At 62.9% G+C, this 14,842-nt stretch carries 10 protein-coding genes; 7 read left to right on the plus strand and 3 right to left on the minus strand.

What is annotated here, in order from left to right:
• The first annotated feature begins 1 nt into the window (after position 1).
• The 6 genes from KUV72_RS17815 (at position 2) to sucD (ending at position 9,142) form a co-directional block, all read left to right on the plus strand.
• The gene (locus KUV72_RS17815; protein WP_206944431.1) at positions 2-712 is read left to right on the plus strand and encodes a succinate dehydrogenase iron-sulfur subunit; all 711 of its coding nucleotides are present in this window, start codon (positions 2-4) and stop codon (positions 710-712) included.
• A gap of 300 nt (positions 713-1,012) precedes the next feature.
• Complete coding sequence (locus tag KUV72_RS17820; RefSeq protein WP_206944429.1) at positions 1,013-3,850, plus strand: 2-oxoglutarate dehydrogenase E1 component; 2,838 nt, start codon at positions 1,013-1,015, stop codon at positions 3,848-3,850.
• 39 nt (positions 3,851-3,889) lie between these two features.
• A complete protein-coding gene (gene odhB, locus KUV72_RS17825; RefSeq protein ID WP_222239273.1) occupies positions 3,890-5,419 on the plus strand; it encodes a 2-oxoglutarate dehydrogenase complex dihydrolipoyllysine-residue succinyltransferase in 1,530 nt (509 codons plus the stop codon).
• A 63-nt stretch (positions 5,420-5,482) separates the two neighbouring features.
• On the plus strand, positions 5,483-6,919 hold the full coding sequence (gene lpdA, locus KUV72_RS17830) for a dihydrolipoyl dehydrogenase (RefSeq protein WP_206944425.1): 1,437 nt from the start codon (positions 5,483-5,485) through the stop codon (positions 6,917-6,919).
• Positions 6,920-7,103: 184 nt separating this feature from the next.
• The gene (gene sucC, locus KUV72_RS17835; protein WP_206944423.1) at positions 7,104-8,270 is read left to right on the plus strand and encodes an ADP-forming succinate--CoA ligase subunit beta; all 1,167 of its coding nucleotides are present in this window, start codon (positions 7,104-7,106) and stop codon (positions 8,268-8,270) included.
• The gene (gene sucD, locus KUV72_RS17840) at positions 8,270-9,142 is read left to right on the plus strand and encodes a succinate--CoA ligase subunit alpha (protein ID WP_206944421.1); all 873 of its coding nucleotides are present in this window, start codon (positions 8,270-8,272) and stop codon (positions 9,140-9,142) included. Before sucC ends, sucD begins: the two co-directional genes overlap by 1 nt.
• 273 nt (positions 9,143-9,415) lie before the next feature.
• Here sucD and KUV72_RS17845 read toward each other — a convergent pair whose 3' ends face one another.
• The 3 genes from KUV72_RS17845 to KUV72_RS17855 all read right to left on the minus strand — a co-directional run bounded on the left by KUV72_RS17845 (position 9,416) and on the right by KUV72_RS17855 (position 13,793).
• On the minus strand, positions 9,416-10,498 hold the full coding sequence (locus tag KUV72_RS17845; RefSeq protein ID WP_222239274.1) for a YbhN family protein: 1,083 nt from the start codon (positions 10,496-10,498) through the stop codon (positions 9,416-9,418).
• A complete protein-coding gene (locus KUV72_RS17850; protein WP_222239275.1) occupies positions 10,491-11,606 on the minus strand; it encodes a glycosyltransferase in 1,116 nt (371 codons plus the stop codon). The genes KUV72_RS17845 and KUV72_RS17850 overlap by 8 nt, the downstream gene beginning before the upstream one ends.
• A gap of 246 nt (positions 11,607-11,852) precedes the next feature.
• Positions 11,853-13,793 carry an exoribonuclease II gene (locus KUV72_RS17855; RefSeq protein WP_222164252.1) on the minus strand — a complete coding sequence of 647 codons (1,941 nt, stop codon included), beginning with the start codon at positions 13,791-13,793 and terminating at the stop codon, positions 11,853-11,855.
• A gap of 307 nt (positions 13,794-14,100) precedes the next feature.
• Between KUV72_RS17855 and KUV72_RS17860 the strand changes: the two genes are divergently transcribed.
• Positions 14,101-14,835, plus strand: a complete 735-nt coding sequence (locus tag KUV72_RS17860; protein WP_206944413.1) for a GntR family transcriptional regulator — start codon at positions 14,101-14,103, stop codon at positions 14,833-14,835.
• Positions 14,836-14,842 lie beyond the last annotated feature (7 nt).

Consider the following 14,842-nt stretch of genomic DNA (forward strand, 5'->3'; position numbering starts at 1 on the left):
CATGTCAAAGCTTCAGGTATCCCTGTACCGCTACAATCCGGAAACCGACTCCGCACCCTACATGCAGGAGTTCGAGGTCGACACCCAGGGTCGTGACCTGATGGTGTTGAACCTGCTCGAGCTGATCAAGGAAGACGACAGCTCTGTCGCCTTCCGTCGCAGCTGCCGTGAAGGCGTCTGCGGCAGCGACGGCATGAACATGAACGGCAAGAACGGCCTGGCCTGCATCACGCCGCTGTCTGAAGTGGTCAAGAACAACAAGCTGGTACTGCGCCCGCTGCCTGGGCTGCCGGTCATTCGTGACCTGGTGGTCGATATGGCGCTGTTCTACAAGCAGTACGAGAAGATTCAGCCGTACCTTCAGAACGATACGCCGGCGCCGGCGATCGAGCGTCTGCAGGCCCCCGAAGAGCGCGACAAGCTCGACGGTCTCTACGAGTGCATCCTGTGCGCCTGCTGCTCGACCTCCTGCCCGTCGTTCTGGTGGAACCCGGAGAAGTTCGTTGGTCCTGCGGGTCTGCTGCAGTCCTACCGCTTCCTGGCTGACTCGCGCGATACGGCCACCCAGCAGCGTCTGTCCGAGCTCGAGGACCCGTTCTCCGTGTTCCGCTGCCGCGGCATCATGAACTGTGTGGCGGTGTGCCCTAAAGGGCTTAACCCCACTCGGGCGATCGGCAAGATCCGCGAGATGTTGCTCGCGAATGCCACTTAAAACGTGGCGCCGGGCTTGTTATCATGTCCCGGTTCGCGGGCGCGACACGATGTCGCGCCCGCGGATGACAGCGTCAAGAGCCGGTGCCATGGGCACCGGCTTTTGAGCATGAAGCAAGACCGCAAGGCAGAGAGACCGACGGCCGGCAGGTCGCGGCAGAACCACCAGGGCGCTCGCTGATAGTCAGTGCCATGGGTGATGAAGGGCAGGGCATCGCGCTAGATGTCCTGTGACAGCACGCCCGCGGTACGGATTAGCATCGAGCCCACTACCACCCCATCAGTGCAGGGTGACCGAGAGATGCAACAAGGCATAATGGAGTTGATGTGGCGCTCCTCTCACGTGACGGGCAGCAACGTCCACTACGTGGAAGCGCTCTACGAGCAGTACCTCGACGACCCCAGCGCCGTCCCCGATGAATGGCGCGACTACTTCGACGAGTTGTCCCGCCAGGAAGGCGCCCCGTCCGACGAGACCCCCCTCTCACCGATCCGTGATCAGTTCTATCAGCTGGGCCGCGAGCGCCGCACCGCGGTGGCCAGCGCAGCGACTGCCGACAGCGAAGAAAGCCGCAAGCAGGTCAAGGTCCTGCAGCTGATCAACGCCTACCGATTCCGTGGTCACCAGAAGGCCGACATCGACCCCTTGGGGCTGCGCGATGCCAAGCCGGTGCCGGATCTGGATCTTGCGTTCCACCAGCTGTCGAAGGCCGACCTCGACACCGAGTTCCAGACCGGGTCCTTCTTCCTGGGCAAGGAGCAGGCAACGCTCAAGGAAATCGTCGATGCCTTGGATCGCACCTATTGCCGCGCGATCGGCTGCGAGTTCATGCACATCGTCGATACGGAAGAGAAGCGCTGGCTGCAGCAGCGTTTCGAGTCCGTGCGCTCTGCGCCAGACTTTGGTGATGACCGCCGCAAGCAGCTCTTCGAGCGTCTGACAGCCGCCGAAGGTCTGGAGAGCTACCTGGCCTCCAAGTACCCCGGCACCAAGCGCTTCGGCCTCGAGGGTGGCGAGACCTTCATCCCGATGATGGACGAACTGATCCAGCGCGCCGGAAGCTACGGCACCAAGGAAGTCGTCATCGGCATGGCCCACCGTGGCCGCCTGAACGTGCTGGTCAATATTCTCGGCAAGAACCCGGGTGAGCTGATCGACGAGTTCGACGGCAAGAAGCTGATTGAACGCGGCTCCGGCGACGTCAAGTACCACCAGGGCTTCAGCTCCAACGTGATGACGCCTGGTGGCGAAGTTCACCTGGCGATGTCCTTCAACCCCTCGCACCTCGAGATCGTGGCGCCAGTGGTGGAAGGCTCCGTGCGTGCTCGCCAGGATCGTCGTGATGACCTTGACGGTGGCAAGGTGCTGCCGATCAACGTTCACGGTGACGCGGCCTTCGCTGGCCAGGGTGTGGTGATGGAGACATTCCAGATGTCCCAGACCCGCGCCTACAAGACTGGCGGCACGGTGCATATCGTCATCAACAACCAGGTGGGCTTCACCACGTCCCACCCGGAAGATGCACGCTCCACCGAGTACTGCACCGATATCGCCAAGATGGTGCAGGCCCCGATTCTGCACGTGAACGGTGACGATCCCGACGCGGTGCTCCACGTGACCCAGGTGGCACTGGACTATCGTCAGCAGTTCAAGAAGGACGTGGTCATCGACCTGGTCTGCTACCGTCGTCGCGGGCACAACGAAGCGGATGAGCCCTCCGGCACTCAGCCGATGATGTACCAGAAGATCAAGGATCATCCGTCTTCTCGTGCCCTCTACGCCGACCGTCTGGTGAAGCAGGGCGTGCTGTCCGAAGACGACGCCAAGGCCGTGGTCGAGAAGTACCGTGATGACCTGGTCGCTGGCAATCACGTGGCCAATGCGCTGGTGCAGGAACCCAACACCTCGCTGTTTGTCGACTGGAAGCCGTACCTGGGTCATGAGTGGACCGGGCACGCCGATACCAGTTTCGACATGAAGCGACTGAAGCAGCTCGCCGCCAAGATGTGCGAGATTCCGGACGGTGTGAAGGTGCAGCGTCAGGTCGCCAAGATCTACGAAGACCGCCGCAAGATGCAGGGCGGTGGCATGGCCATGAACTGGGGCTTTGCCGAGACTCTGGCCTACGCGACGCTGCTGGATCAGGGCCATCCGATCCGTCTGACCGGTCAGGACGTGGGGCGTGGCACCTTCTCTCACCGTCACGCGGTGATTCACAACCAGAAGGATGGCTCCACCCATGTGCCGCTTCAGCACATGGCAGACGGTCAGCCGCGCTTCACCATTCACGACTCCTTCCTCTCCGAGGAAGCGGTGCTGGCCTTCGAGTATGGCTACTCGACGACCATGCCGAATGCGCTGGTCATCTGGGAAGCTCAGTTCGGTGACTTCTTCAACGGTGCCCAGGTCGTGGTCGACCAGTTCATCTCCTCTGGCGAGACCAAGTGGGGACGTCTGTGTGGCCTGACCATGCTGCTGCCTCACGGCTTTGAAGGGCAGGGGCCTGAGCACTCGTCAGCACGTCTCGAGCGCTTCTTGCAGCTGTGTGCCGAGCACAACATGCAGGTCTGTGTCCCGACCACGCCGGCCCAGATCTTCCACCTGCTGCGTCGCCAGGTGATTCGCCCGCTGCGCAAGCCGCTGGTGGTGATGTCGCCGAAGAGCCTGCTGCGCCACAAGGAAGCGACCTCGAGCCTGGAAGAACTGGCCGAAGGCAGCTTCAACATGGTGCTGCCGGATCAGGGGCAGCGTGATGCCGACAAGGTCGAGCGGATCATCATGTGTGCCGGCAAGGTCTACTACGACCTGGCCAACTGGCGCGAGGAGAACCTGCGCGACGACGTGGCGATTGTTCGTGTCGAGCAGCTCTACCCCTTCCCCAAGGAAGAGCTGATCGAAACGCTCAAGGAGTACTCCAACGTCACCGATATCGTCTGGTGTCAGGAAGAGCCCCTCAACCAGGGTGCCTGGTACTCCATGCAGCACAACCTGCGTGTCGTTGCCGACTCGCTCAAGGACGGTCTGGGCTCCCAGCTGAAGTTTGCTGGACGGCCGGCGTCAGCGGCACCCGCGGCGGGCTACATGTCCGTACATACCGAACAGCAGCGCCAACTGGTGGAAGACGCCTTCAATCTCTAAGGCGACCATCGGGAAGAGAGAGAACATTAAGGATACGACATGGCTACCGAGATCAAGGCACCATCCTTTCCGGAATCCGTTGCCGAGGGCACCGTGGGCACCTGGCACAAGAAGCCCGGTGACAGCGTCGAGCGTGACGAGCTGATCGTCGAGATCGAGACCGACAAGGTCGTGCTCGAGGTTGTGGCGGTGGAAGCTGGCACCCTGTCCGAAGTGCTGGTGGAAGAAGGCGACACGGTAGAGTCCGAGCAAGTGCTGGGCCGCATCGGTGAAGGCGGCGGCAGCGCCGAGCAGAAGTCAGAGGCCAAGCCGGCTGAAAAGGGCGACGCGCAAGAAGCTCCCAAGGGCGGTGGTGAGAAGCGTGACGTCAAGGCGCCGAGCTTCCCTGAATCTGTTCAGGAAGGCACCGTAGCGAGCTGGACCAAGAAGGTCGGTGAAGCGGTCAAGCGCGATGAAGTGCTGGCCGAGATCGAGACTGACAAGGTCGTGCTGGAAGTGGTCGCACCGGAAGATGGCGCGCTCGCCGAGATCAAGGTCGAGGAAGGCGGCACCGTCGAGTCGGAAGCCGTGCTGGCGATCTTCGAAGTCGGCGCTGGTGGTGCCGCTCCGACCGCTGACAAGCAGGCTCCGAAGGCCAGTGCCGATGACGGTGGCAGCGACGAGCAGGTGGGCGACAAGATCGTGGCACCGGCGGCGCGCAAGCTGATCGCCGAGCACGACCTTGATGTCAGCGCGATCACGGGTACCGGCAAGGACGGTCGCGTGCTCAAGGAAGACGTGCTCAAGGCGGTCAAGGAAGGCAGTGCCAAGAAGTCAGCGCCGGCCAAGAAGGCCGCCGCCAGTGCGGCAGCACCTGCCGTCGAGGGCGAGCGCCCCGAGAAGCGCGTGCCGATGACGCGCCTGCGCAAGACCATTGCCAAGCGTCTGGTCCAGGCCCAGCAGACCGCTGCCATGCTGACCACCTACAACGAGGTGGACATGGGTGCGGTGATGGAGCTGCGCTCGCAGTACAAGGACACCTTCCTGAAGGCCCACGACGTCAAGCTTGGCTTCATGGGCTTCTTCGTCAAGGCGGCCTCCGAGGCGCTCAAGCGCTTCCCGGACGTCAATGCGTCCATCGACGGCGATGACATCGTCTACCACGGCTACCAGGATATCGGCGTGGCCGTATCCACCGATCGTGGCCTGGTGGTGCCGGTGCTGCGTGACACCGACAGCATGAAGATCGCCGACGTCGAGAAAGGCATTGTCGACTTCGGCAAGCGTGGTCGCGAAGGCAAGCTGGGCATTGAAGACATGCAGGGCGGCACCTTCACCATCACCAACGGCGGCATCTTCGGCTCGCTCATGTCCACGCCGATCCTGAATCCCCCGCAGACCGCGATCCTCGGTATGCACAAGATTCAGGAGCGCCCGATGGCGGTCAACGGCAAGGTCGAGATTCGCCCGATGATGTACCTCGCGCTGTCTTATGACCACCGTATGATCGATGGCAAGGACGCGGTGCAGTTCCTGGTCACCATCAAGGAGCTGCTCGAGGATCCGGCGCGTCTGCTGCTGGAAATCTGACCTGATTGGCAGTGACAGGGATTTATTGCAGAGCCTCTGCACACAGAACGAACAGGAGCCAACATGGCCGACAAGTATGATGTGATCGTCATTGGCGCGGGCCCGGGGGGCTACGTGGCCGCCATCCGTGCTGCCCAGCTGGGTCTGAAGACTGCCTGCGTCGAGAAGTGGATCGGCAAGGAAGGCAAGGTAGTGCACGGCGGTACCTGCCTGAACGTGGGCTGTATTCCGTCCAAGGCGCTGCTCGAGGCGTCCCACAAGTACGTCGAAGCCAAGCATGACTTCGACGACATGGGTATCCAGGCGGGCGACGTCACCATGGACGTGTCCAAGATGATGGCCCGCAAGGACAAGATCGTTAAGCAGCTGACCGGCGGTATCTCCGGACTGTTCAAGGCCAATGGCGTGACTGCCATCGAAGGGACCGGCAAGGTCGTGGCCAAGAACAAGGTCGAGGTCACTGACAAGGACGGCGGCACCAGCACCGTCGAAGCTGATAACATCGTGATCGCCGCTGGCTCCGTGCCGGTAGAGATTCCGCCGACACCGCTGACCGAAGGCCTGATCGTCGACTCCACCGGCGCGCTCGAATTCCAGGACGTGCCCAAGCGTCTTGGCGTGATCGGTGCCGGCGTCATTGGCCTCGAGCTCGGTAGCGTATGGAGCCGTCTGGGTTCCGACGTGACCGTGCTGGAAGCGCTCGACAGCTTCCTGCCCATGGTCGACTCCGCCATCGGCAAGGAAACCCAGAAACTGCTCAAGAAGCAGGGCCTGGATATCAAGCTGAATGCTCGCGTGACTGGCTCCGAGGTCAAGGGCGAGGAAGTGGTCGTCAAGTACGAAGACAATGAAGGCGAGAAGGAACTGACCTTCGACAAGCTGATTGTCTGCGTCGGCCGTCGTCCTTACACCAAGGGCGTGGTCGCTGATGGCCTGGGCGTCGAGCTGGATCAGCGTGGTTTCATTCACGTCGACGATCAGTGCCGCACCAGCGTGCCGGGCGTTTTCGCCATCGGCGACTGCGTGCGTGGCCCGATGCTGGCCCACAAGGCCTCTGAAGAGGGCGTGATGGTGGCTGACGTCATCGCTGGCCATAAGGCCCAGATGAACTATGACGCCATCCCCAGCGTGATCTACACCCATCCCGAGGTGGCGTGGGTCGGCATGAACGAGCAGGACGCCAAGGCGGCTGGCATCAAGGTCAAGACCGGCAGCTTCCCGTTTGCGGCAAGCGGTCGTGCCATGGCCAACAACGCCACCGACGGTCAGGCCAAGATCATCGCTGATGCGGAAACCGATCGCGTGCTGGGCATGCATATCGTCGGCCAGCATGCCGGTGAGCTGATCGCCCAGGGTGTGATCGCCATGGAATTCGGCTCCAGTGCCGAGGACCTGGCGTTGACCTGCTACGCGCACCCGAGTCTGTCCGAGGCGGTTCACGAAGCCGCACTGGCAGTGGAAGGCCATGCCATCCACGTCGCCAACCGCAAGAAGCGCTAGCAAGACAACAAGCGTCCGGCGCACTCCGGCAAGCCTGTGCAGTTCTGGCAGGCTTGCCGGCGCTTGTTGCCGACGCATCGCCGCCGACCATGTATCGGTGGCGGTCGGTGGCGTCCCACACGACTGATCCTGCGGGGCAGGGTGGGGCGCCGTTCGAGTCACATGCAACCAATGGCATGAATCGATGAACCTTCACGAGTATCAAGGCAAGCAGCTGTTTGCCGACTATGGTCTGCCTGTTTCCAAGGGCTTTGCCTGCGACACCCCGGAAGAAGCCTATGAGGCGTGCAAGAAGATCGGTGGCGAGCAGTGGGTCGTCAAGGCCCAGGTGCACGCTGGCGGCCGCGGCAAGGCCGGTGGCGTCAAGCTGATCAAGAGCCCGGACGAGGCCAAGGCCTTCGCCGAGCAGTGGCTGGGCAAGAACCTGGTGACCTTCCAGACCGATGAACACGGTCAGCCGGTCGCCAAGATTCTGGTCGAGAACTGCACCGACATCGCCAACGAGCTCTACCTGGGCGCGGTGGTCGATCGTGGCACCCGCCGCGTGGTGTTCATGGCATCCACCGAAGGTGGTGTCGAGATCGAGAAGGTCGCCGAAGAGACGCCTGAGAAGATTCTCAAGGCCGAGATCGATCCGCTGGTTGGCGCGCAGCCGTACCAGGCGCGTGAACTGGCCTTCGCCCTGGGCCTCGAGGGTGCCCAGGTCAAGCAGTTCACCAAGATCTTCCTGGGCCTGTCCAAGATGTTCCACGACAAGGACCTGGCGCTGCTCGAGATCAACCCGCTGGTGATCACCGACGAAGGCAACCTGCACTGCCTCGACGCCAAGATCAACCTGGATGGCAACGCGCTGTATCGCCACCCGGACCTGCAGGAAATGCGTGACCCGTCTCAGGAAGACGAGCGCGAAGCCAACGCCGCCCAGTGGGACCTGAACTACGTGGCCCTGGAAGGCAACATTGGCTGCATGGTCAACGGTGCTGGTCTGGCCATGGGCACCATGGACATCATCAAGCTCCACGGTGGCCAGCCGGCCAACTTCCTTGACGTGGGCGGCGGTGCCACCAAGGAACGTGTGGCGGAAGCCTTCAAGATCATCCTGTCCGACGACAGCGTCCAGGCGGTACTGGTCAACATCTTCGGTGGCATCGTGCGTTGCGACATGATCGCCGAAGGTATCATCGGTGCTGTCGAGCAGGTCGGCGTGAACGTGCCGGTCGTCGTGCGTCTGGAAGGTAACAACGCCGAGCTGGGTGCCGAGAAACTGGCCTCCAGCGGTCTGAACATCATCGCTGCCAAGAGCCTCACCGATGCGGCTCAGCAGGTTGTCAAGGCAGCGGAGGGCAAGTAATGAGCATCCTGATCGACAAGAACACCAAGGTCATCTGCCAGGGCTTCACTGGCGGCCAGGGGACCTTCCACTCCGAACAGGCCATCGCCTACGGCACCAAGATGGTCGGCGGTGTGACCCCGGGCAAGGGCGGCCAGGAACACCTGGGCCTGCCGGTGTTCAACACCGTCAAGGAAGCCGTCGAGCAGACCGGCGCTGAAGCCAGCGTGATCTACGTGCCCGCTCCCTTCTGCAAGGATTCCATCCTGGAAGCGGCCAATGCCGGCATCAAGCTGATCGTGTGCATCACCGAAGGCATCCCGACCCTCGACATGCTGGACGTCAAGGTCAAGTGCGATGAGCTGGGCGTGCGTCTGATCGGTCCGAACTGCCCGGGTGTCATCACTCCTGGCGAGACCAAGATCGGCATCATGCCGGGCCACATCCACAAGCCTGGCAAGGTCGGTATCGTGTCTCGTTCCGGCACCCTGACCTATGAAGCGGTCAAGCAGACGACTGACCATGGTTTCGGCCAGTCCACCTGTGTGGGTATCGGCGGCGACCCGATCCCGGGCTCCAACTTCATCGACATCCTCGAGATGTTCGAGAAGGATCCGGCCACCGAAGCCATCGTCATGATCGGTGAAATCGGCGGTACCGCCGAGGAAGAAGCCGCTGCCTACATCAAGGAGCACGTCACCAAGCCGGTGGTCTCCTACATTGCAGGTGTGACTGCGCCTCCGGGCAAGCGCATGGGCCACGCTGGTGCCATCATCGCTGGCGGCAAGGGCACTGCGGACGAGAAGTTCGCGGCTCTGGAAGCGGCGGGCGTCAAGACCGTGCGTTCCCTCGCCCAGATCGGCGATGCCCTGAAGGAAGCGACCGGCTGGTAAGCGGTCCTGGCGTCACAATAGGCGTCAGCACAAAGGCCACCTTCGGGTGGCCTTTTTTGTGGGCGTTTCCACGGATATGTCGCCTGGACTCTTGTCTCTAATGTGCGGGGCTAGATCGCGGGGCTAGATCGCGGGGCTAGATCGCGGGTCTATCGTCCGGGGGCTAACGTTTTGGTCTGACGTGCGGGGCTAACGTGCAGGTCTATCGCGAGGTCTAAAGGCCTCTGAGCCGGCGGACGAGAGCCTTGACGCTCTGACGCCCGCCCTGACGCCTTAGCGGCGACGCTTCCACACGCTTGATAGCTGCACCGCAAAGACCGGGGCCCCGGCCACCAGGTAAAGGTGATAGCTGACCAGACGCCAGATGATCACTGCGGCAGCCGCTTGCTCCCGCGCCATGACGGGCAGCAGCAGCGCGCCGACGCTGACTTCAGCAGCCCCGGCGCCGCCGGGTAGCACGCTGAGCTGGCTGGCGGCCATGGCCAGCATCTGGACCAGAAAGGTCCAGGCCCAGTCGGCCTGGCCACCGACACCGAGCACCGCCAGATAAAGAAGGCTGTAGCGTGCCAGCCAGTGCAGGCTGCAAAGCAGGAAGATGCCTGCGAGTATCGGTGGCGGCAGCTGAAGTGTGTTCATAAGGGTGTGGCGACAGCGCAGCAAGCGCCTGACGACCCAGCGTCTTGCTCGCGGCGTGGGAGACAGGCGTGCAGGCCACCAGGCCGTGATGACGGACAACCGCGGCGGATAGCGAAGCCATCGCGGCAGCCAGACGATGATGGCGGTGAAAGCGGCCAGTGCGACCATGAGCCCGATCAGTGCCGCCTCGACCAGCGACTGGTGGGGCCAGCTTGCCACTCCTCCCAGCGACAGCGACACCAGCAGCCCCAGCATCAGGCTGAAGAACAGCATGTCGGCCAGCTGGTCGACCAGAAAGATCGCCGAGCCCTGAGCCGCGGGATAACCCCGGCGCGACAGCAGCCACAGTAGCGTGGCGACGCCGCCACCGCCGGCCGGAGTGGCGCATAGGGCGAATTTTGACGACATCTCGATGGCCAGGGCACCCGTCTGGCCAAGCCGTCCTGCGCGGCCATTCAGCATTAGCCGCAGGCGTGCCGCGTTCAGATTCCAGCAGAGGATCGCCAACGCCACCATCAGGCACAGCGTTTCAGGGGGAAAGGCCATGACCGCGCCCAGGGTGCCAGTCCCTCCCAGCCACCAGGGCAGCACCAGCGAGAGCACGATGGTCAGGGCCAGCAGGCCGGCCTTCACCAGCAGTCCTGTGCGATGTCGGGGAGACTGACGCGCGCCGTCTTGGGCAAGCCTGAGTCCGCTATCGGTGGATGGCCCTTCAGCCATGGCGTCGCTTGGCAGGAACGATAGGGTCGACGACGGCTTCATAGTGGTGCAGCAGTGACAGCATGACCTTGTCCCAATCGAACTGACGTTCGACGAAGCGCCGGGCATGGCGTCCCGAGGCCTTGGGATCGTTGGCGAACAGGGCTTCGGTGGCCTCGGCCATGGCCGAGGCAGAATGCGGCTGACACAGAATGCCGCCGCCCAGCGGAACGTTCTCGATCAAGGCCCCGGCGCGTGCCCCGACCACCGGGATTCCGCTGGCCATCGCTTCCTGGGCGATCAGCCCGAAGGTTTCGCGGGTACCCGCATGCAGCAGCGCATCGCTTGAGGCCAGGGCCCTGGCGACTTCATGGGTGCCAACGCAGCGATTGATCACGCTGACGTTAGACGGTACCTGGGTTGGCATGCCAGGACCCATCAACAGCAGGTGATAGGGGGAGCCCAGGCGCTTGGCAGTGTCCAGCAGAATGTCGATGTTCTTCTCCTGGGAGAACCTGCCCACAAAGACCAGCAAGCGGCTATCGGCCTCCAGGCCCAGCTTGAGTCTCAATGCTGGATCCCGTTTGTCAGGATGGAAGGTGGCCAGATCCACCCCAAGGGGTTGCACGCGTACGCGATCGACACCCCAGGAGGCAAGTCGGTCTGCCATGGCCTGGCAGGGCGCCAGCACGCTGTCGAAACGCTGGTAGAGGTTAACCACATAGCGCTCCAGACGCCGTCGCACTGGGGCGCCGAAACGATCGCCCATCAGGCGTGGAAGATCCGAGTGATAGAAGCCGACCACGGGTATCCCAAGCTGCTGGCCGGCGTCCAGGGCGGCCCAGGCCGTCACGTAGGGATCGCCGGCCTCGATTAGGTCGGGGGACAGGTCCACGAGCGCGTCTTTCCAGGGGCGGCGGCGAAGCGGAAAGCGATAGCTTTGTCCCAGGGGAATACGCAAGGAGGGCAGCTGATGGTGGTCCCCTAGACTGTCTCGCTCTGCGCCAGGCACCACCAGGCTTGTGCGCCACTCGGGAAAGCGTGAAAAGACCCGGTGCTTGGCCTGCAGATAAGTACGAACACCGCCGCTAGACGGCGCGTGGAACATGGTGACGTCGGCGAGATGCAAGGAGGCCTCCGTGGCAGTGACATTGTAGCCACGAGCCTACGAGGGAAATGCGACAGTTCTGCGACAGGGGGAGGCGGTGCGCATTGAGGCCCAACAAAAAAACGGCGACCCAAGGGTCGCCGTTTTTTTGTTCTATCACGATACGGACTGTCTGATAGCCCCGCTAAATAGCTCAGCTAGATAGCCCTGCTAGATAGCCCTGCCCGCTAGCGGCACGGTCTGGCCGCTAGCGGGTAGCGCAACCGCTCAGACGGTGGGCTGGGCCACCAGCGAGCGGGTTTCTTCCTTGGCTTCGGTCAGGGCGACACGCACGCTGTCGCCGAGCTTGAAGCGCTCTTCACCTTCGATCTGGATGCGGCCTTCCTTGTCGTCCACCACCACCTTGTCGCGGTCAGCGTGCATCAGCGGAGCCGGGACGAAGGCGGTCGCGCCATTGGCGGTCAGGCGCACGCGCATGCCGCCGCGGTTGATCGCGATGATCTCGGCCTCGAACACATCTTGCTGCTTGGCCGCCGGGGTCAGGTAGCGCACGTACAGCCAATCCTTGACGTCACGTTCCGCGAGGCGGTTGAGACGACGACGCTCGGTCAGCTGTTCGGTCAGCTCGATGCTGGCTTCCTTGGGGGCCTGCTCGCCCTTGAGCACGCGCTTGATCAGGCGATGGTTGACCATGTCGCCGTACTTGCGGATCGGGGAGGTCCAGGTGGCATAGGCGGCCAGTCCCAGGCCAAAGTGCGGACCCGGCTGGGCCGACATGGCGGTGAAGCCCTGGAACTTGCGCAGGCGGGCATCCAGCCAGGCGTCATCGCGACTTTCCAGCGCGCGCTTGAGCTCCTTGTAGCGGGACAGGTCGGTCAGCGCCTCACGTTCGACGCTGATGTCCTGGGTCTCCAGGAAGCTCTGGGCGGCCTCGGCCTTGTCGTCCTCGAAGGCACGATGGACGTTGAAGATGCCATGACCAACCTTGTCGGCAAGCAGCGCCGCGCAGCACGCATTGGCGGCGATCATCGATTCTTCGATCATGCGGTTGGCGATGCGCCGCTCTTCGGTGCGGATCGCCAGCACGTTACCGGCCTCGTCCAGGTCGAAGACATAGTCGGGACGGTCCTTGAACACCAGGGCGTGCTCCTGGCGCCAGCGAGTGCGTGCCTCGGTCAGATCACGCAGGGCCTTGAGCTGATCGCCGATGGACGCTTCAGGTGCCCACTCGCCCTGGCCCTCGAGCCAGTCAGAGACGTTGTCGTAGACCAGGCGAGCCTGTGAACGCGCGGTGGCAGCGAAGAACTGATAGTCACCGAGGCTGCCATCGGCGTTGACGTCCAGGCGACAGGCCAGCACCGGGCGTTCCTGGCCCTCGTGCAGCGAGCACAGATCATCGGCCAGCTGCTCGGGCAGCATGGTGACGTTCTGGCCCGGCAGGTAGACGGTGAAGGCACGAGTGCGGGCCTCGAGGTCGGCGGCGTGGCCTTCCTCCACGTAGGCGGTGGGGTCGGCGATGGCTACCGACAGGCGCCAGCCGCCGTCCTCGCGGACTTCGACGCGCAGGGCGTCGTCCATGTCGCGGGTCTTCTCGCCGTCGATGGTGAAGAACGGCTCCGCGGTCAGGTCCTCACGGGTGAGCCCTTCGTCGCGTAGCGGCCAGTCGGTGCCGGCGTCGGGGCATTCCTGCTCGAGGGCATGGCGGGCCAGGGTGACGCGCCACGGCACGGCGGGGTCGTCGGTCTTGGCCACCAGTTCGTCGATCTGGGTGAAGAAGGCGCGGTCATCCGGCTTGAGCGGGTGGCGCACCAGTCGTGCTACGACCCAGTCCCCATCGCCGATGGTGTTTTCGTCCAGGCTGCGCTTGATGCGCGCCTTGAGGGCGGTCTTGATCGACGGGTGGTCGGGCACCACCGCCAGGCGGCCCTCGCGCAGCTGCACTCGGGCAACGAAGCGCTCCATGTTGCTTTCGATCAAGGTGTCGGGTTCGACCGACTTGCGCTCACCTTCTTCGTGCAGCACCGCCTCGACGCGATCGCCGTGCAGCACCTTCTTCATCGCGGGAGGTGGCACAAAGTAGGACGCACCATCATCGGTTTCGAGAAAACCGAAGCCTTTTTCGGTGGCTTTGATGACACCCGTGACACGGGGGGTGTTATCGCGGATCTGTTGCTTGAGCTGAGCCAGCAAGGCGTTGTTCTGCAGCATGGTCACGATCGAGTGGCGGGAATAAGGGGGCCACTATACGGATTGTTCGCGCGGCGGCCAAACCCCTTGCTCGGTGACAACGGGAAATCAAGATCTTGTGGGTACTTATCGGCCCTTGCCGACACGCTGACAAGAGCAGGGGCCTCCTTTCGCGCCCTGCTGGATACCTCGGGCGGGGTGTTGAGTGGCATCTCCCTTCGCCGTGAAATGCACAGTCAGGGTTCGACCAATGTGGTACTAGATTGGTATTCAATTGGTCTTCATGTGGAGCTATATTGGTCCTATTAGCTCCGAGGACCTGACCGCCATGGATTCACGATTCGATCGTCTAAGACTTGATGGAACGCTGGCCACCCCCCTGTATCGGCAGCTGGCGAATGAGCTGGAGGCCGCGATTCGCGGAGGCGAGTGGCGTGCCGGCGAAGCCTTGCCATCCGAACGCAACCTGGCCGAAGCGCTGGGTGTGTCCAGAATTACCGCCCGCAAGGCCCTTGATCAGCTGGAAACGACGGGCCTGATTCGACGGGATCGCGGTTCTGGCACCTTTATCCGGCCTAGCATGGACCAGTCTCTGACGCGCCTGACCAGCTTCAGCGAGATGTTGACCAGGCGGGGGTTTCAGCCTCGCTCGGAGTGGATCGCACGTGAGCGTTGCCAGCCCGGCAGTGAGGAGAACCTTCGCCTCGGGCTGTCCAGCAACGCCCAGGTGTCACGGCTCAAGCGTCTGCGCCTTGCCGACGATGTGGTGATGGCGGTCGAAGAAAGCTGCCTGCCGGTCACGGTGTTGCCCAACCCCATGGATGTGGACGTGTCCCTCTACCGCTGGCTGGAGGATGCCGGTACGCCGATCGTCCGCGCGCGCCAGCAGGTGACGGCGGTCAATGCCGATGCCGAGCTGGCCGCCCTGGCCCAGGTAGCACCAGGGCAAGCGCTGCTCAAGGTCACCCGTCTGGGGTTTCTCGCCGACGACACTCCTGCCGAGTTAAGCGTTACCTACTGTCGCACTGACTACTACGACTTCACCGTTGAGCTTGTCCGCTAGGAGGTGT

Source organism: Halomonas sp. DP4Y7-1 (genome assembly GCF_019800705.1).
Taxonomy (GTDB): Bacteria; Pseudomonadota; Gammaproteobacteria; order Pseudomonadales; family Halomonadaceae; genus Halomonas; species Halomonas litopenaei_A.